This is a genomic window from Paenibacillus sp. DP01, from assembly GCF_044784315.1.
In the GTDB taxonomy this organism is placed as follows: Bacteria; Bacillota; Bacilli; order Paenibacillales; family Paenibacillaceae; genus Paenibacillus; species Paenibacillus polymyxa.
The window spans coordinates 3,797,936-3,815,226 of the sequence record NZ_CP173059.1 but is presented as its reverse complement, the minus strand read 5'-3'; the positions used below and the strand labels follow the sequence as shown (position 1 = coordinate 3,815,226).

General features: G+C 44.9%; 16 protein-coding genes. All 16 read left to right on the top strand.

Annotated features, from left to right (window positions below; all coding sequences use genetic code 11):
* Positions 1-317: 317 nt before the first annotated feature.
* The 16 genes from ACH59B_RS16680 (at position 318) to rpoD (ending at position 17,265) form a co-directional block, all read left to right on the top strand.
* Positions 318-1,727: an amino acid permease gene (locus ACH59B_RS16680; protein ID WP_164964485.1), complete on the top strand. Its 1,410-nt coding sequence runs from the start codon at positions 318-320 to the stop codon at positions 1,725-1,727.
* 402 nt (positions 1,728-2,129) lie between these two features.
* Positions 2,130-2,423 carry a sporulation protein YqfC gene (gene yqfC / locus ACH59B_RS16675; RefSeq protein ID WP_016821590.1) on the top strand — a complete coding sequence of 98 codons (294 nt, stop codon included), beginning with the start codon at positions 2,130-2,132 and terminating at the stop codon, positions 2,421-2,423.
* Positions 2,420-3,613, top strand: a complete 1,194-nt coding sequence (gene yqfD / locus ACH59B_RS16670) for a sporulation protein YqfD (protein ID WP_016821589.1) — start codon at positions 2,420-2,422, stop codon at positions 3,611-3,613. The genes yqfC and yqfD overlap by 4 nt, the downstream gene beginning before the upstream one ends.
* 6 nt (positions 3,614-3,619) lie before the next feature.
* Positions 3,620-4,591, top strand: a complete 972-nt coding sequence (locus ACH59B_RS16665; RefSeq protein ID WP_016821588.1) for a PhoH family protein — start codon at positions 3,620-3,622, stop codon at positions 4,589-4,591.
* A 95-nt stretch (positions 4,592-4,686) separates the two neighbouring features.
* A complete protein-coding gene (locus tag ACH59B_RS16660; protein ID WP_031461798.1) occupies positions 4,687-6,933 on the top strand; it encodes an HD family phosphohydrolase in 2,247 nt (748 codons plus the stop codon).
* Positions 6,934-6,988: 55 nt separating this feature from the next.
* Entirely contained in the window at positions 6,989-7,486 is a 498-nt protein-coding gene (ybeY, locus tag ACH59B_RS16655) for an rRNA maturation RNase YbeY (protein WP_016821586.1), read from the top strand.
* Positions 7,486-7,860, top strand: coding sequence for a diacylglycerol kinase family protein (locus ACH59B_RS16650; RefSeq protein ID WP_016821585.1), 375 nt, complete (start codon positions 7,486-7,488; stop codon positions 7,858-7,860). The genes ybeY and ACH59B_RS16650 overlap by 1 nt, the downstream gene beginning before the upstream one ends.
* 56 nt (positions 7,861-7,916) lie before the next feature.
* Positions 7,917-8,819, top strand: coding sequence for a GTPase Era (gene era / locus ACH59B_RS16645; protein ID WP_016821584.1), 903 nt, complete (start codon positions 7,917-7,919; stop codon positions 8,817-8,819).
* 512 nt (positions 8,820-9,331) lie between these two features.
* Complete coding sequence (locus ACH59B_RS16640; RefSeq protein WP_404302160.1) at positions 9,332-9,469, top strand: YqzL family protein; 138 nt, start codon at positions 9,332-9,334, stop codon at positions 9,467-9,469.
* Positions 9,470-9,511: 42 nt separating this feature from the next.
* Positions 9,512-10,264 (top strand): DNA repair protein RecO, encoded by a 753-nt coding sequence (recO, locus tag ACH59B_RS16635; protein WP_016821583.1) that lies wholly within the window; start codon positions 9,512-9,514, stop codon positions 10,262-10,264.
* A 138-nt stretch (positions 10,265-10,402) separates the two neighbouring features.
* A complete protein-coding gene (locus ACH59B_RS16630) occupies positions 10,403-10,549 on the top strand; it encodes a hypothetical protein (protein ID WP_155399770.1) in 147 nt (48 codons plus the stop codon).
* Positions 10,550-10,667: 118 nt separating this feature from the next.
* Positions 10,668-11,555, top strand: coding sequence for a glycine--tRNA ligase subunit alpha (gene glyQ / locus ACH59B_RS16625; RefSeq protein ID WP_039276142.1), 888 nt, complete (start codon positions 10,668-10,670; stop codon positions 11,553-11,555).
* Positions 11,548-13,623, top strand: coding sequence for a glycine--tRNA ligase subunit beta (glyS, locus tag ACH59B_RS16620; RefSeq protein WP_039276140.1), 2,076 nt, complete (start codon positions 11,548-11,550; stop codon positions 13,621-13,623). The genes glyQ and glyS overlap by 8 nt, the downstream gene beginning before the upstream one ends.
* A 122-nt stretch (positions 13,624-13,745) precedes the next feature.
* On the top strand, positions 13,746-14,222 hold the full coding sequence (locus tag ACH59B_RS16615; protein ID WP_017428153.1) for a YaiI/YqxD family protein: 477 nt from the start codon (positions 13,746-13,748) through the stop codon (positions 14,220-14,222).
* On the top strand, positions 14,215-16,089 hold the full coding sequence (gene dnaG, locus ACH59B_RS16610; RefSeq protein ID WP_173426142.1) for a DNA primase: 1,875 nt from the start codon (positions 14,215-14,217) through the stop codon (positions 16,087-16,089). Before ACH59B_RS16615 ends, dnaG begins: the two co-directional genes overlap by 8 nt.
* A 42-nt stretch (positions 16,090-16,131) precedes the next feature.
* Positions 16,132-17,265: an RNA polymerase sigma factor RpoD gene (rpoD, locus tag ACH59B_RS16605; RefSeq protein ID WP_007431230.1), complete on the top strand. Its 1,134-nt coding sequence runs from the start codon at positions 16,132-16,134 to the stop codon at positions 17,263-17,265.
* Positions 17,266-17,291 lie beyond the last annotated feature (26 nt).

Below are 17,291 nucleotides of genomic sequence, written 5' to 3'. Positions count from 1 at the left end.
CTCAAATTACCTAACAACGAATGTGATGATCTCATATATGCTACATTCTTCTGACATTTACTGTCATCTAAAAAGACGGCATTTTGTCTAATTTAGAATCTCATTTGTGAAAATACTTATGTGAAAAATGATCAAATGTAACAATATGAACGAAGCCTTCCAAAAGTCGTTTTCATTTTTTCTTTTTTATATATAATGTTCTCAACGATAGAACTTATGAAAATTTACCCCATATTTAGCTAAAATTTGATTTATATCGAGGTGATGTCACAGGGTTATACAAAAAGTAAAAATTTATGTTTAGGAGGATGGGATGGATGGGGAATAGCTTGTTCAGAAAGAAGAACATTGATCAACTGATCGCTGCTACACGTGGGGAAAAAGCACTTAAAAGGGAATTGGGTGCGTTTGATTTAACAATGCTTGGGATTGGAGCCATTATCGGAACGGGAATTTTTGTTTTGACAGGTACGGGAGCAGTTACGGCTGGTCCGGGTTTGGTAATGTCTTTTGTGATTGCGGGGCTCGCTTGTTTGTTCGCAGCATTGGCTTATGCTGAGTTTGCTTCCACCGTTCCAGTATCCGGTTCTGTTTACACTTTTACATATGCTACGATGGGAGAGCTATTGGCTTTTATTATCGGATGGGATTTAATTTTGGAATATATGTTGGCTGCCAGCGCTGTTTCAGCAGGTTGGTCGGGTTATTTTGTATCCTTTTTGAAAGGAATTGGTCTTCATATCCCGGTTGAATTCACTGCTGCGCCAGGAGCTTTAAAAGACCGAACTACTTATTTTAACCTTCCAGCTTTTTTAATTTTGATGGCTATCACATTCTTGCTTTATTTTGGAATAAAAGAATCCAAACGAATTAACAACATCATGGTTATTGTAAAAATTGTTGTCGTTTTATTGTTTATTATTGTTGCTGCTAAATATGTGAAGCCAGACAACTGGACACCATTTATGCCGTTTGGGTTCAGTGGGGTGTTTGGAGCCGCAGCCCTTGTGTTTTTTGCTTTCATTGGCTTTGATGCTGTTTCATCAGCTGCTGAAGAAACCAAAAATCCAGCTCGTGATTTACCACGTGGCATTATTTTCTCGCTTGCTATTTGTACGCTTTTGTATGTGATCGTTAGCGCGATTATGACAGGTATTGTGCCGTTTATGCAATTTGAAGGTATCTCCCATCCGGTGTCATTAGTTTTGCAGGTTGCCGGTCAGAATTGGGTGGCGGGTATTGTGGATATCGGAGCCATCTTGGGGATGACAACGGTCATGCTGGTAATGTTATATGGTCAAACCCGTATTATGTTTGCGATGTCACGTGATGGCTTAGTACCTAAAGTATTGTCAAAGGTTCATTCCAAATATAAAACACCCTATATTAACACGTTGTTTTTTGGTACTTTATCTGCATTAATGGGTGGGTTGATCCCGCTGGATGAGTTAGCAAGCTTGGTGAACATTGGAACCTTATCAGCATTTATTCTGATTTCAGTCGCTGTCATAGTGATGAGAAAAACACAACCTGATTTGCCAAGAGCCTTCCGATGTCCTGGGGTTCCATTTATTCCTATTCTGGCTATCATTTCATGTGGGGTTCTTATTCTTAATCTGAATGGTCAAACGTTTATTCGTTTTATCATTTGGCTTGTTATTGGTATGGTTATTTACTTTTTATACTCCCGAAAAAACTCTCTTTTGAATCAGGATTCCGAAAACTAACCATTTCATACTGTGAAACTAAAAAGACAGCCTTGTTTTGATATGAAAACGAGGTTGTCTTTTTTTATGTGAATTTTTATAAAGCATGGTCTTTTTCCTCTTTAATATTGCAGTTGCTACGAATTGTAAGTTTAGCCTCATAAATGCGATGACTGGATCATAAAATGTACAGTACAGATATCTGTGACGCTGGTGTAACAGTGTCCAGTGATGATCGAGACATAGGATAAACCGAATAGTCATAACAAGCGATTAAAAAAGCAGCATAGCTGCTGTCGTAACAACGATGGAGTGCTAATGGTAATAACAGAAGATTATAAAAAAGCAGCATAGCTGCCATCAACACAACTATTAGCCGTTGGATAACAGTTGTTCTGATGACAGGAAAGGAGATTTCGCCGTATGAGCCGGATGAGCCGCAAACTGCGAAAGTGGGCCAGCGAGACGTTGGAGCTTCCGCAGGATATTCTATTTGATCTGCCGCGGTTAACCCTCATCGGCAGCCGCCAGCTTTATGTAGAAAATCACCGGGGTGTGGTGGATTTTACACCAGACCAGCTCGTACTTGCACTTGCGCAAGGCAGGCTAAGAGTGTCAGGCCATGATCTAATCATTACGTCTATCCTGCCAGACCAGGTAAGTGTAGAGGGACATATTACGGATATTCAATTGGAAGGAACGGAGGAAGGCTCGTGAAACATCCCGCTTTAGCAAAGCTGCGTGGCACGGTTACCCTAGCTGTCGAGGGCGAAAGTGTGGAAGCTTTCATTAATTTACTCACTGATCACCATATACCTGTTTGGAACGTGCGGCCGATGGGTACTAGACTTGCAGAAATGAACCTTCTGCTGCCGCACGTCTTCCTGTTGCGTCCGCTTTTGAGAAGGACAGGCTGCAAAATGCATGTTCTCAAACGTCAAGGACTTCCCTTTACTGTTGTACGACTCGCCAAACGTAAATTTTTTCTCGCAGGACTGGCCTTGTTCTGGATAGGACTCCTGCTGATGTCATCGCTCATCTGGGACATTGAAGTGAAGGGGAATGACAAGCTCCCAACGGAAGCTGTTCTCAAAGCAGCCCGACAGGAGGGGCTTTATCCGTTTCAATGGAGTTTTCGCCTTTCCAGCCAGGACAAGCTTTCGCGCGCACTCATGCAGAAGCTTCCAGAGGCATCCTGGATCGGTGTGGAAAGGCAGGGAACCTTGGTGACAATTCAGGTCGTTGAAGCTTCACAGCCTACTCCCCCGCCGCTCTACAGTCCACGTCATCTCATCAGTAAGGCGGACGCGGTAGTCACTGAAATTTTTGCCGAGCAGGGACGTCCTGTTGTGCATAAAAATACACGGGTCAAAAAAGGAGCTATTCTCATTTCAGGAACGCTTGGAGATGAGGAGAATCAGCAACAGGTCGTAGCCAAAGGAGAGATTAAGGGGCTTGTGTGGCATGAATATGAAATTAGTAGTCCCATGGTACGACGCAGCAGCACATATACGGGGAATAGCCACGATCGCTTGTATCTGGTGCTAGGCAACCGTGCGATACAATTGTGGGGATATGGGAAAATACCTTATTCTACACATAAAACAACCGTTGAACATGATCCGCTAACATGGCGTTCTTACAAACTTCCGATGGGTTGGATGAATGAAAGTGTGAGGGAGACCAAGATACAAGAGCAGAAGTTAACGGAAACAGAAGCCAAAATGTCAGGAATAGAAGGCGCACGCGCGGATATTTTAGCTAAATACGGCAAAGGAACGAAAATAATGAGCCAAAAAATTTTGCATGAGAAGAGAGAGAATGGTAAAGTTTATATGAAAGTACTTTTTGAAGTGGAACAGGATATTGCGGAAGAACTTCCGTTAGTTCATAACCAAGGAGAATGAGGCTATTTGGCAGAACAACAACGCAGCATACAAATTGCATTGAACAGTGCGGGAGAAGGTCAGGCGTTATTCGGCCCGCAGGATTCCTTTTTAAAATTGATCGAAGCAGCTATTCCTGCAAAAATAGCATCTCGTGAGGCGGAAATTAATGTTTTTGGAGATGCTCACGAAGTGGAAGTGCTCGAACAATTGTTCGATGTTTTGCTCCAGTTAATTCGTAATGGGTATATACTGACCGAAAGGGATGTCCATTATGCGATTGAGCTGGCAAAAGATCTGCGCGCCGATCAGTTGCTTGATTTGTTCAAGGGAGAAATTACGACAACGTTTCGGGGCAAACCGATTCGTGTCAAAACGATTGGACAGAAGCACTATGTAACCACGATTAAAAAACGCGATATTGTATTTGGGATTGGCCCAGCGGGTACTGGTAAAACCTATCTGGCTGTAGTGCTGGCCGTAGCTGCTCTAAAGGAAGGTTCAGTCAAGCGTATTGTACTGACTCGTCCTGCGGTAGAAGCTGGTGAGAACTTGGGCTTTTTGCCCGGGGATTTACAGGAAAAGGTTGATCCGTATTTACGCCCGTTGTATGATGCCCTATACGATGTGATGGGTCCTGAGCAGACGGCAAAAGCGTTGGAGCGCGGGTTGATAGAAATTGCGCCACTGGCTTATATGCGGGGTCGTACGCTGGATGACTCATTTATTATTTTGGATGAAGCCCAAAATACCACACCAGAACAAATGAAAATGTTTTTGACTCGACTTGGCTTCGGTTCCAAAATGGTTATTACCGGCGATGTTACACAAATTGATTTACCTCGTGGCAAAAAATCCGGTCTAATTGAAGCAAATGCGATTTTAAAAGGGATTGAGGAAATAGGCTTTGTCCAGTTTGCGGAAGAGGATGTTGTCCGTCATTCCCTGGTTCAAAAAATCATCGTCGCTTATGACCGTGTTGCTGAAAATCAAGCATAAGCCCTTGAGCACGAGTATAGTGGGTATGATCAGAAAACGAACAAAATGAGCAGCATAGCTGCCTTGAAAAAGATGATGGAGAGGGATTGTTTTAGATGACCTCGAAGGAATTATCTAAAGGAAAAACGTTCCAGCATAGAATGAATGGATGGAAGTATAGCGTGGCGACACGCTATCTTCTGTTTTTATTTTTGGTGGTTCTTTTTTATGTGGGTTTTGCGTCCAAGCTGCTTCCCGAACGCTATGACATCCGGGTGAATCAACCGAGTGAAAAGGAAATTGTCGCTCCAATGCAGCTTCCTAACAGTAAGGCGACTTTGAAGGCCCAAGAGGAATCTGCTGAGCGCGTGCAGCCCATGTATACCATTGTACCGATCCGCAACGATAACCTGATTACCGGTATTTTGGATCGAATTGAACGGCTCAATCAGGATGATCAGGTCTCCAGAGCAGATAAGATTTCGATTTATAAGGATGAGATTCCTCAACGTGCACGGGAATTCGTGCAAAATTTTGTGAACAACAGCCGTAATGCGGATGCCTACCCAGATAAATTGCTGGATGAGGTGCTGGAAAAAACGAAAGAGCAAACGTACCGAATCCCAGAGGAGACATACATCAAAATTCCGCGACTTACATCTGAGGATATTGCCGAAATGCGGCCCGTAGCCCGTGAGATTGTAACAGGATTGATGAATGATCAAATTACGGATGCCCAGACGGCTCGAGCCAAGGTAGCTGAACGGGTGAGTACAAGCTCTCTTACTAAACGTACCTCCCGGGAGGTTGTTCAGGAACTTGCAAGGCTTGTGATTACAGCCAACAAGTTTTATGATGATACAGCTACGAAGGACGCTAAAGTACAGGCTCGTGAAGATACACCTACAGTTTACATTAAACAGGGTGAAGTACTTGTTAAAAAGGGTGAGATTATTACCCAGGAAATCTATACACTGCTTGATGAGAATGAGCTGCTCAAGGATAAAATCAACTATTGGCCACAATTTGGCCTGCTGTTGCTGTCTATGATGCTGGCATTGGGTCTGTTTATGTATATTCGTCAATTTCAATCACGAACACGAAACTTCAAGTATAATAATGCACAGTTGCTCATGCTGGTGTTAATCTTTGTGATTACAGTGGGAGCTATGATGTTAATTTCTATACTGCAGACTAGTGAACGATCCTACCTCGGCTATCTGGCGCCTATCGCACTTGGAGCTATGCTTGTAACGTTGTTGCTTGATATGTCGCTGGCATTCGTATGTGCCGTTATATTCAGTATATTGGCAAGTGTTATTTTGAATGTTCGTCAGGGACAAATTTTTGATTTTAATTTTGGTTTTTTTGCCCTTGTGGTCTGTCTGGCGTCGATTTTTTCTACCCACCGGGCCAGCCAGCGTTCAACGCTGTTCAAGGGATCTATTATGGTATGCCTGTTCGGGGCTCTGGCTGTTTTTTCTTTGGCGCTGATTGACCAAGGGAACTGGACTCAAACAACGACACTCTATGGGGTAGCCTTTGCTTTTGCAGGTGGTCTGGTTACAGCGATCCTTGTTATAGGGCTAATGCCATTTTTTGAATCCACCTTTGGCATCTTGTCGGCACTGAAGCTTGTCGAATTGTCAAATCCTAATCATCCATTGCTTCGCAAGCTACTTACCGAGACTCCCGGAACATATCATCATAGTGTAATGGTAGGTAATCTGTCGGAGGCCGCAGCGGAGGCTATAGGAGCAAATGGGTTGTTGTGCCGGGTTGGTTCGTATTATCATGACATTGGTAAAACCAAAAGGCCTTCATACTTCATTGAAAATCAAAATGGGATGGAAAATCCGCATGATACAATAGAGCCCAAGCTTAGTAAATCCATCATTATAGCCCATGCCCGTGATGGTGTGGAAATGCAATTGGATTACAAGCTACCCAAGCCGATTCGTGATATAGCCGAACAACACCACGGAACGACATTTCTGCACTATTTTTACCACAAGGCATTGCGTGAGGCGGAAGAACGGGGGGTGGAGCCTGACTTCACAGAGGATGATTTCCGTTATCCGGGACCGAAGGCTCAGTCGAAAGAGGCTGCTGTAGTAGGAATTGCTGATAGTGTGGAAGCAGCAGTTCGATCCTTGCGAAAACCTACGGTGGAGCAGGTAGAATCCATGATTGAAAAAATTATTAAGAGCCGTCTTGATGATCACCAGTTTAACGACTGTGAACTGACCATGAGGGAGCTTGATATCGTGGCCCAAACGCTCAAGGAAACAGTAATGGGAATTTTTCATTCCCGTATTGAATATCCAGAGGAAAGACCTAAGCCCGAAAGTGGAAAAGCTTAATATTACTTGTGCATGAAGCACAGCTAAAGCATTAGAATTAAAAGGAGCGGTTGGCATGGGCCTTCAATTAGCTTGGAATAATGAACAAAACGATATGGTAATTAACGAATCGTTGATCACGCTGCTGAACACCTTATTAGAGGAGGCTGGCAAAGCGGAAGGGGTTATGGACGGTGAGGTTGCCCTTACTTTCGTGAATGATGATCAAATACATGAGTTGAACAGGGATTATCGCGGAATTGATCGTCCTACTGATGTGTTGTCTTTTGCTATGAAGGAAACACTAGATGAAGAGCTTGAAATAATTTACGAACCGACGGAAGAAAATCCTTTAAACGATGTACCGGATGTTCTAGGAGATATTATTATTTCTGTACAGACAGCCCAAGCTCAAAGCGAAGAATATGGACATTCGATTGAGCGTGAAATCGGTTTTTTGTTTGTTCACGGTTTTCTGCATCTGTTAGGCTATGATCATCAAGACGATGCAAGTGAAGCGGAAATGATGGGTAAGCAGGAAGCTGTGCTGGCTCAAGTGGGGTTGACACGGTAATGAGACGTCAGCCTTGGAGAATGACCTTTCGCTATGCCGCAGAAGGCGTGGTATACGCTCTGCGTACGCAAGTAAATATGCGGATACATGCGGTCGTGGCGCTCCTTGTCATTGTGGCAGGGTTAACTCTGCGCATCTCCCGGCTCGACTGGTTATTCGTGTGCATGGCCATTGCCATAGTCATGGTAGCCGAACTGATCAACACCGCTGTTGAAGCAGCGGTGGATCTAATCTCACCTGATATTCATCCGCTGGCCAAAGCGGCTAAAGACACCGCCGCCGGAGCCGTGCTCCTGGCAGCGGTTTTTGCTGTAATTATTGGCATATTTGTATTTTATAGACCTTTGTTGACGTTAATGAGTCAGCTGCTTTAATGAAAAAAACAAAAATAAAAATTAGGTGCTTAATCGCGCTGGAGGAAATAAAAAAAATGGCTAAGAAACAGTTTAAATCCGGCTTTGTCGCAATTGTTGGCAGACCCAATGTCGGAAAATCAACATTGATGAACCATGTCATTGGGCAGAAGATTGCCATCATGTCAGACAAACCCCAAACGACACGGAATAAAATTCACGGTGTATACACCACAGAGGACACACAAATTGTATTTTTGGATACACCGGGGATTCACAAGCGCCAGTCAAAACTGGGCGATTATATGAATCAGACCGCTTTTAATACATTGGGTGAGGTAGAAGCGGTACTTTTTCTGATTGACGCTGCTGAAGGTTTGGGCGGAGGCGACCGTTTTATTGCGGAACAGCTTAAACAAGTCAAAACACCAGTTATATTGGTGTTGAATAAAATTGACCGCATTGAGCCGGAGGCATTGTTGCCCCTGATTGAGCAGTATCGCAAGTTGTATGACTTTGCGGAAATTGTGCCGATCTCGGCCAAAATGGGCAATAATGTAAACACTCTGTTGGACCAGATTCAAAAATACTTGCCAGAAGGTCCGCAATATTATCCTGATGACCAAATTACCGACCATCCAGAGCAGTTTGTCATTGCCGAGCTGGTTCGGGAAAAGATTTTGCACATGACACGTGAGGAAGTACCCCATTCTATTGCGGTTATGATTGAAGACATGAAAGTACAGGATAATGGTGTAGTGCATATTATGGCGGTTATTTTTGTAGAGCGTGATTCCCAGAAGGGGATCATTATCGGCAAACAGGGAGCCATGCTCAAAGAGGTGGGCAAACAAGCTCGCCAGGATATCCAAAATTTGCTAGGCTCCAAAATTTTCTTGGAACTTTGGGTTAAAGTCAAAAAAGACTGGCGTAACCAGGAACGTGTCCTTCGTGATCTGGGCTTCCATCGCGACGCTTAAAAGCAGATATCGATTCTACCATCACTTTGGTCGTCAAAGGTTTATTGAGGCTAAAATTGATGTTAAATAATATGTATAGTTGTTGTAAGTATCATAAAAAAGCCGTACCGATCTCTACGACGGAGATAAGTATCAGTCTTCTAATCATCCCAAGCGCCGCGCATAAGCGGCGCTTAACTTCTTGCTCTTACCCTTTCTTCCAGCGATGAAATAAGGAGTGCTTTTTAAAAGAGCTATTGTAACTGTATGCACGTTGTAGCGGAGCGAAGAATTTGAATCTGAAGAAGCGTCAGCGTTCGCCTTTACTCCTGATTTACTCCTTTTCTCATTGGATAAAATAAATTCAGGGGTAACAGCGATCGTAAGATCAAATCATTCGCGAAGCGGTGACCAGACCGTACACAGTAGCCTTTTTCAACGTAATCCATTAATTTCATCGCATACTTCTTCCCTCTTCGCATCATCCTATTTTTGAGATGCAGACGTCATTTCCGAAGAAAGGATGAATACGAATGCGAGATTTTTCGTGGAAGTATTTTGCGATGACTGGAGATGTCGATGCGTATCTGTTATACAGGGAGAGCGCCGTGACAAGGGAGCAAGACACGGATGAAGGAGAGTCGGACGAGCATGAAGAAGCCCGTGAATAGAGCGAACCACTGGCTTCTTCGCGAATGTTTGGGGGAAGAAGCATGCTTTACAGGATGGAAGGAATCGTCATCCGCAGCATGGATTACGGTGAGGGGAACAAAATTATTACGCTTTGCACCGAAAGCGGAGGCAAAGTAGGTGTGCTGGTCAGAGGCGCGAAAAAATCCAAAAGCCGTCATGCTGCTTTAACGCAGCCGTTTACGTACGGTGAATTTGTTTTTTTTCGTAACACAGGCTTAGGCACACTGAATGCCGGTGAAATTATCCAATCCCACCATACACTGCGCGAGGATATTACAAAGGCTGCTTACGCTTCCTATGCTTGTGAACTGCTTGATCGGGTATTACAGGATGAGGAAACAGGTGCATTTTGGTTTAAGCAGCTCAAAGCCTGTTTGGAGGCATTGGAGAGTGGCAAAGATCCGCTGATCGTCATGAGTATTTATGAATTTAAAATATTGCAGGCGGCCGGATATGCACCTCAGCTTGATGCTTGTATTTCAAGCGGTCAACAATGTGCTGATGAGGATATGTTTATCAGTCCGAGGTTAGGTGGGGTTTTGTGTCGGGGCTACAAGCATTTTGATCCAGCTGCGTTGAGTGTTGCTCCACGTACGTTGAAGCTGCTGCGCTTGTTCGCCCAAATGGATCTAAATCGACTCGGCAATATCGACGTGAAGGACTCCACCAAGCTGGAGATCAAACATGTCATGCGTCAGTTCATGGATATGCAGTTGGAGGTTAAGCTGAAATCCCGTAATTTCCTGGATCAGCTTGATAAGTACGATATGTGAAATACGGTGTTCTCTTGACTGTATCCCTGAAAACGTGTAATATCCTACTATATATCTCCTTTGGGAGCAGATGCATTGAACGAGAAAGTAACGAGACGTATTCTCTGTAGTTAGCGAGTTGGGGACGGTGTAAGCCCAGTGGGAATTGTTCGTGAACATGGCACTCTGGAGCGTCTGAATGGACACGGAAAAGAGGATTACGATCTGACTGGTGATGTAGGATCGCAATCAAGTAGGGTGGAACCGCGGGAGTCAGCTCTCGTCCCTACGTCTGTACAGGCGTAGAGGCGGGGGCTTTTTGCTGTCTCTAGCAAGGCTTATGGGATAAATTAGCCCTGTACATATGAGCTTAATGTTTAGAAATCACCAACATTTTAGGGAATTGGAAAGGAAGCGTGTGCCCATGAATTTTCAGCAGATGATTTTAACGCTGCAACAATTTTGGTCTGAACACAACTGTATTATTGTACAGCCTTATGATACGGAAAAAGGGGCAGGTACGATGAACCCGATGACGTATTTACGTTCAATTGGACCTGAGCCGTGGAACGTAGCTTACGTTGAGCCTTCTCGCCGTCCGTCTGACGGACGTTATGGTGAGAACCCGAACCGCCTGTATCAGCATCATCAGTTTCAAGTGGTTTTGAAGCCTTCACCTGATAATATTCAGGAATTGTATTTGGAGAGTTTGAACCGTTTGGGGATTAACCCACTGGAGCATGATATTCGTTTCGTGGAAGACAACTGGGAAGCACCGACGCTGGGAGCCTGGGGGTTAGGTTGGGAAGTATGGCTGGACGGTATGGAAATTACCCAATTCACCTACTTCCAGCAAGTGGGTGGTATTGATGCCAGTCCGGTTGCGGTTGAAATTACCTACGGTATGGAGCGTCTTGCTTCCTACATCCAGGACAAGGAAAATGTGTTCGATTTGGAATGGGTCACTGGAATCTCGTACGGTGATGTTTTCCATCAACCAGAATTCGAACATTCCAAGTATACGTTTGAAGTATCTGATGTCAAAATGCTATTTACTCTTTTTAATATGTATGAAGAAGAGGCGAATAAAGCGATGGCGCAGCATCTTGTATTCCCAGCCTATGATTATGTGCTGAAATGTTCTCACACGTTCAACTTGCTGGACGCTCGCGGAGCAATCAGTGTAACGGAACGGACTGGCTTTATTATACGAGTACGCAATTTGGCGCGCCAGGTCGCTGCGACCTATCTAGAGGAGCGCGAGAAGCTGGGCTTCCCGCTGTTGAAGAAAGGAGGTGCGGCAAATGTCTAAGGATTTATTATTTGAAATCGGATTGGAAGAAGTTCCTGCACGTTTTATCCCGAATGCGATTCAGCAGTTGAAGGAACGTATGACAGCGTGGCTCGACAGCTCGCGTATTGCTTACAGTGCTGTAGAGGCTTATGCTACACCTCGTCGTTTGGCAGTACTTGTTAAGGAAGTAGCGGAGAAGCAGGAAGATATTAACGAAGAAGTTAAAGGACCTTCCCGCAAAATCGCACTTGATGAAGCCGGTAACTGGAGTAAGGCTGCTCTAGGCTTTGCCCGTAGCCAAGGTGTTGATCCTGAACAGTTCACGTTCAAAGAGCTTGGAGGCGTGGAATATATTTACGCGACCAAGAGCAGCATAGGTGTACCGACGGCAGATGTGCTGTCTGAAGGTTTACTACACATTTTACATGCCATGACATTCCCTAAATTTATGCGCTGGGCGAGTTATGACTTTAAATTTGTTCGTCCAATCCGCTGGTTGGTAGCCTTGTTTGGCAACGATATTGTTAATTTGGAGATTGCTGGCGTACAGTCAGGGAATGTGACAAGAGGACATCGTTTCCTTGGACAGGAGGCCATTGTAGAAAGCCCGGCGGACTATGTCGAAGTACTTCACAAGCAGCATGTCATTGTGGACATTGAGGAACGTCAATCGCTTATTGTGAAGCAGATTGAAGCACTTGCAGCCGAAAAAGACTGGACGATTGCGGTCAAGGACGATTTGCTGGAAGAAGTGCTGTATTTGGTGGAAACTCCAACAGTGCTGTTCGGAGGCTTTGACCCTGCGTTCCTGAACATTCCGAAGGATGTATTGATTACTTCCATGCGTGAACATCAACGCTATTTCCCAGTGCTGGATCGCACAGGAAAGCTGCTGCCATACTTTGTTACGGTACGTAATGGTGGCAGTCAATCACTGGAAGTCATTGCAAAAGGAAACGAAAAAGTATTGCGTGCGCGGCTGTCTGATGCCAAATTCTTCTATGAAGAAGATCAGAAGCTGGAAATTAAGGATGCACTCTCCAAGCTGGAAAGCATCGTTTTCCACGAAGAGCTGGGAACGGTTGGAGACAAAGTGCGCCGGATTCGCCGCATTGCCGATGCTCTGGCAGAGAAGCTACGTGTTTCCCAAGATACACAGGAATCGGTTAGCCGAGCAGCAGATATTTGTAAATTTGACCTTGTAACACAAATGGTCTATGAATTTCCGGAACTGCAAGGGGTTATGGGCGAAGATTATGCTCGTAAGGCTGGAGAGAAGGAAGAAGTGGCAAGAGCGGTGTTTGAGCATTACCAGCCGCGATTCGCAGGTGAAACGGTTCCTTCAACGAACGCTGGAGCGATTGTAAGTATCGCAGACAAGATAGATACCATTACAGGCTGCTTCTCCATCGGCATTATTCCGACAGGTTCACAGGACCCTTACGCGCTTCGTCGCCAGGCAGCGGGTATCGTGCAGATCCTGTTAGATCGTAAGCTTTCGGCTACGTTGTCTGATGTGTTCAATATCGCGCTTGATGTGCACAGCAACTTTGGAAATATGAAACGTTCTGCAGATGAAATACGTAAAGAATTACATGAGTTTTTCGGATTACGCGTGAAGAAACTATTGTCCGAGACACTTCGTTATGACGTTGTGGATGCTGTGCTTTCAGCTGGATATGACGATGTTGCTTCCGTTGTTAACCGCGGAGCTGCGTTAATGACTGCTGTACAAACAGGGGATGCCTTCAAGGCAACAGTCGAGTCTTTTAATCGCGTAGGTAATTTGGCTGCTAAAGCAGTTCATAAGTCAGTGAATACGGGTGAATTTACGGAACAGGGCGAGAAAAACCTATATGAAGCATGGTATGGCGCCTATGAGTCTTATTGTACAGCTTTACAGGAAGGTGATGCGACACAAGCATTGACGCTTGCTTCATCCATTACTCCTGCGGTGACGGCGTTCTTTGATTCCGTTATGGTTATGGCTGAGGATGATGCTGTACGTAATAATCGTTTGGCATTGCTGGCTGCTATTGACTCAGAATTGAAGCGTTTTGCTGATTTTTCCAAGCTTGTAGTTTAAACGTCGGTTGTGGTAGTATGAACAACTTGAAAAAATGGGTATAAATATACGGAACGGTGTAAGAGTGATCTTGCAGCCGTTCCGTATTTTACTCGAATGCGGATGCGAGATGGGGGATGTTCATGGGAGGGTCCGGAAATTTCCCGGATATACGGATCGTTGTTGACGGGGACGCTTGTCCGGTTAAAAGTGAAATAGCAGAGACAGCTTCCCGTTTTCATATTGACGTTATTATGGTATCTTCATATGATCATCTCATTCAGGGCAGCAAAGGCGTAAGCGTTGTTAAAGTAGACCGAAGCGACCAGAGTGCCGATCTCTATATTGCCAATCATATCCGCCGCGGAGATATTGTAACAACCAACGACTATGGTCTTGCTGCACTTGCCTTGGCAAAAGGGTGTGAAGTGATGTCTTTTCGCGGAACGATGTATCGAAACGATTCGATAGACTTCATGCTGGACCGACGCCACACTTCTGCCAAAGAACGGAAAAAAGGACGTTATGGAAAAGGTCCTAAACCGTTTACATTAGAGGATCGTGAAGTTTTTCAACATAAACTGACAAAACTTTTACTTCGCTTGCAGGAGAATGAATAACGGTATCGAATTATATTTACGTGCTAAAGAGATGAAGGTGGTTAATATGAGTGCCGGACAAGGTAACATACCGGACGATATCATCGAGTCAGTTTTACAACATCATGATATTGTAGATACGGTAAGCAAGTACGTGCATTTGACCAAACAGGGGAAATATATGAAAGGCCTCTGTCCTTTTCATTCCGAAAAAACCCCTTCATTCACCGTGACACCGGATCGTCAGATTTTTTACTGCTACGGCTGCGGCGCGGGAGGCAATGCCATCAAGTTCATGATGGAAATCGAAGGACTATCCTTTCCCGAAGCTGTCAGGACAATGGCAGAAGAAAGTCATATTCCGCTCGGCGAATGGCAGGGACGTGATTCATCGCATCAGCATCCTGAGTTGGACAGGCTGTTGCAAGCGTATGAACTAACATCTAAGATGTACCATTTTTTGCTTAAAAATACGGAGCACGGCAAACCAGCCATGGAATATTTGCGTTCACGGGGATTCAGTGACAAGATCATTGACCAATTCCAAATTGGCTATGCACCCAACCGATGGGATACGATCGTTCAGTTTCTAGAGAAGCGTTCTTTTGATCCTGTCGAGATGGAGAAGGGAGGGCTTATTTCTCCCCGACATGAGGGTGACGGATATGTAGATCGATTCAGAGATCGTATCATGTTTCCCATTTGGAATCGAAACGGAAAAGTTATTGCCTTTGCGGGCCGTATACTTGGCGAGGGGCAGCCGAAGTATTTGAACTCACCGGAGACCAAGCTATTTAACAAAAGCCGAACGCTGTACAATCTCCATCATGCTAAAACCTCAATTCGCAAGCTTCGTCAAAGTGTTCTTTTTGAAGGTTATGGCGATGTGATCTCGGCATGGGAAGCTGGCGTACAAAATGGAGTGGCCGCCATGGGGACAGCTCTAACGGAGCATCATGCTACGATGTTAAAGGGACTGTGCGACGAGGTTATTATTTGTTATGATGGTGACCGGGCAGGACAAGCGGCAGCGCTTAAAAATTTTCCACTGTTGGAAAATGCGGGACTTCACGTGAAAGTAGCGATAGTCAGCGACGGTATGGACCCGGATGATTTTATCCGGCAATACGGCGCCGAACGATTTCAACGCCAAATTATCGAAAGTGCTGTTTCAACGGTGAAATTTAAGCTTATATATCTGAAAAAAAACCATATACTGCAAGAGGAAGAAGGAAGAATCGCGTATTCCCGCGAAGCATTAAATGTCATTGCACCTCTGTCATCCCCGACTGAGCGGGAAGTGTATCTGCGCGAAGTTTCAGCCGAAGTCAAGGTTGATTTTGAAACCTTAAAGCAAGAATGCAATTTACTCCGCCAAACCCTGCAAAAAAAACAGAACTTTGGGGATAATAACGAAAATGGGTGGAATAATGGTAGGCATAAAAAAGGGCAGGTTTCTACGCCTAATCTGTTGCCGGCTTACCATGTGGCTGAACGTAGGCTGCTTCACTGGATGATGCAGGATTTAGAAGCTGCAGAGTATGTAGAGAAGCATCTGGGGGACGCCTTTAATATTGAGGATCATGCAGCAATTGCTGCTTATCTATATGCCTATTACGCGCAAGGGAAGTTACCGGATACAAGCCGTTTTATTTCATCTTTGCAAGACGACCGACTGGAGAAGAACGTAAGTTCGATCATGATGATGGATGCTCCAGGCGTATGGGCACCGCACATTTTGGATGATTATATTCGTCAAGTGCGAAAATTTCCATTGCAGGAGCAACTGGATTTGAAAAGGGAAGAAATGAGAACCGCTGAGCGCTTAGGTGATTTTTTGCGTGCAGCACAAATTGCAAGTGAGATTATAGCCCTAGAGAGACAATGAACACACAGAGGTCGGATGTTTCTAGGAGGAGGGAGTCGAAAGATGGCGAATGATCAGCATACTGAACTGGAGACGGAATTAACACTGGATCAGGTCAAAGATCAACTGATTGAGTTGGGTAAAAAAAGTTCCTCTCTGAACTACAAAGATATCATGGAAAAACTGTCGCCGTTTGATCAGGACCCCGAGCAAATGGATGAGTTTTATGAGCAGCTGGGTGACTTGGGGATTGAGGTTGTAAATGACAACGACGAAGAAGTTACCAGATTGCGTCAAAATGACGACCCGGAAAACAATGACGGGGATGATTTTAATTTCGATGACGATCTGAGCCTGCCTCCCGGTATTAAAATTAATGACCCAGTCCGGATGTACTTGAAGGAAATCGGTCGTGTACCGCTGCTTTCTGCTGATGATGAGGTGGAGCTTGCCAAACGGATCAATAACGGCGATGAAGAAGCTAAGCGTCGGTTGGCTGAAGCAAACTTGCGTCTGGTTGTAAGTATTGCCAAACGTTATGTTGGTCGTGGCATGCTTTTCCTGGATCTAATTCAAGAAGGTAATATGGGTTTGATTAAGGCAGTAGAAAAATTTGATTACGAAAAAGGCTTTAAATTCAGTACGTACGCAACCTGGTGGATTCGTCAGGCGATTACACGCGCAATTGCCGATCAGGCTAGAACGATCCGTATTCCGGTGCATATGGTGGAAACGATCAACAAGCTAATTCGCGTATCGCGTCAACTGTTGCAAGAGCTGGGGCGCGAACCTACGCCGGAAGAAGTGGCTGCCGAGATGGAGCTAAGCGTGGAAAAAGTACGGGAAATCATGAAAATTGCCCAAGAACCGGTTTCATTGGAAACACCAATTGGTGAAGAGGATGACTCACATCTGGGGGATTTCATTGAGGATCAGGAAGCATTGGCGCCTGCAGACGCAGCTGCCTATGAGCTTCTGAAGGAACAACTCGAGGATGTACTGGATACGTTGACCGAACGGGAAGAGAATGTTTTGCGTCTCCGTTTTGGTTTGGACGACGGAAGAACCAGAACTCTTGAAGAAGTGGGTAAAGTGTTCGGTGTTACACGTGAACGTATTCGTCAGATTGAGGCCAAAGCGCTGCGTAAGTTGCGCCATCCAAGCCGCAGTAAGCGACTGAAGGATTTCCTCGAATAGAAGCGTAACATTGCGGACCTTCTGCG

What these genes read in the sequence shown, in the direction of transcription:
- ACH59B_RS16680 (WP_164964485.1), top strand. Translation starts at nt 318, where the DNA reads ATGGGGAATAGCTTGTTCAGAAAGAAGAACATTGATCAACTGATCGCT.
- yqfC (WP_016821590.1), top strand. Translation starts at nt 2,130, where the DNA reads ATGAGCCGGATGAGCCGCAAACTGCGAAAGTGGGCCAGCGAGACGTTG.
- ACH59B_RS16660 (WP_031461798.1), top strand. Translation starts at nt 4,687, where the DNA reads ATGACCTCGAAGGAATTATCTAAAGGAAAAACGTTCCAGCATAGAATG.
- ybeY (WP_016821586.1), top strand. Translation starts at nt 6,989, where the DNA reads ATGGGCCTTCAATTAGCTTGGAATAATGAACAAAACGATATGGTAATT.
- ACH59B_RS16650 (WP_016821585.1), top strand. Translation starts at nt 7,486, where the DNA reads ATGAGACGTCAGCCTTGGAGAATGACCTTTCGCTATGCCGCAGAAGGC.
- era (WP_016821584.1), top strand. Translation starts at nt 7,917, where the DNA reads ATGGCTAAGAAACAGTTTAAATCCGGCTTTGTCGCAATTGTTGGCAGA.
- ACH59B_RS16640 (WP_404302160.1), top strand. Translation starts at nt 9,332, where the DNA reads ATGCGAGATTTTTCGTGGAAGTATTTTGCGATGACTGGAGATGTCGAT.
- recO (WP_016821583.1), top strand. Translation starts at nt 9,512, where the DNA reads ATGCTTTACAGGATGGAAGGAATCGTCATCCGCAGCATGGATTACGGT.
- glyQ (WP_039276142.1), top strand. Translation starts at nt 10,668, where the DNA reads ATGAATTTTCAGCAGATGATTTTAACGCTGCAACAATTTTGGTCTGAA.
- glyS (WP_039276140.1), top strand. Translation starts at nt 11,548, where the DNA reads ATGTCTAAGGATTTATTATTTGAAATCGGATTGGAAGAAGTTCCTGCA.
- ACH59B_RS16615 (WP_017428153.1), top strand. Translation starts at nt 13,746, where the DNA reads ATGGGAGGGTCCGGAAATTTCCCGGATATACGGATCGTTGTTGACGGG.
- dnaG (WP_173426142.1), top strand. Translation starts at nt 14,215, where the DNA reads ATGAATAACGGTATCGAATTATATTTACGTGCTAAAGAGATGAAGGTG.
- rpoD (WP_007431230.1), top strand. Translation starts at nt 16,132, where the DNA reads ATGGCGAATGATCAGCATACTGAACTGGAGACGGAATTAACACTGGAT.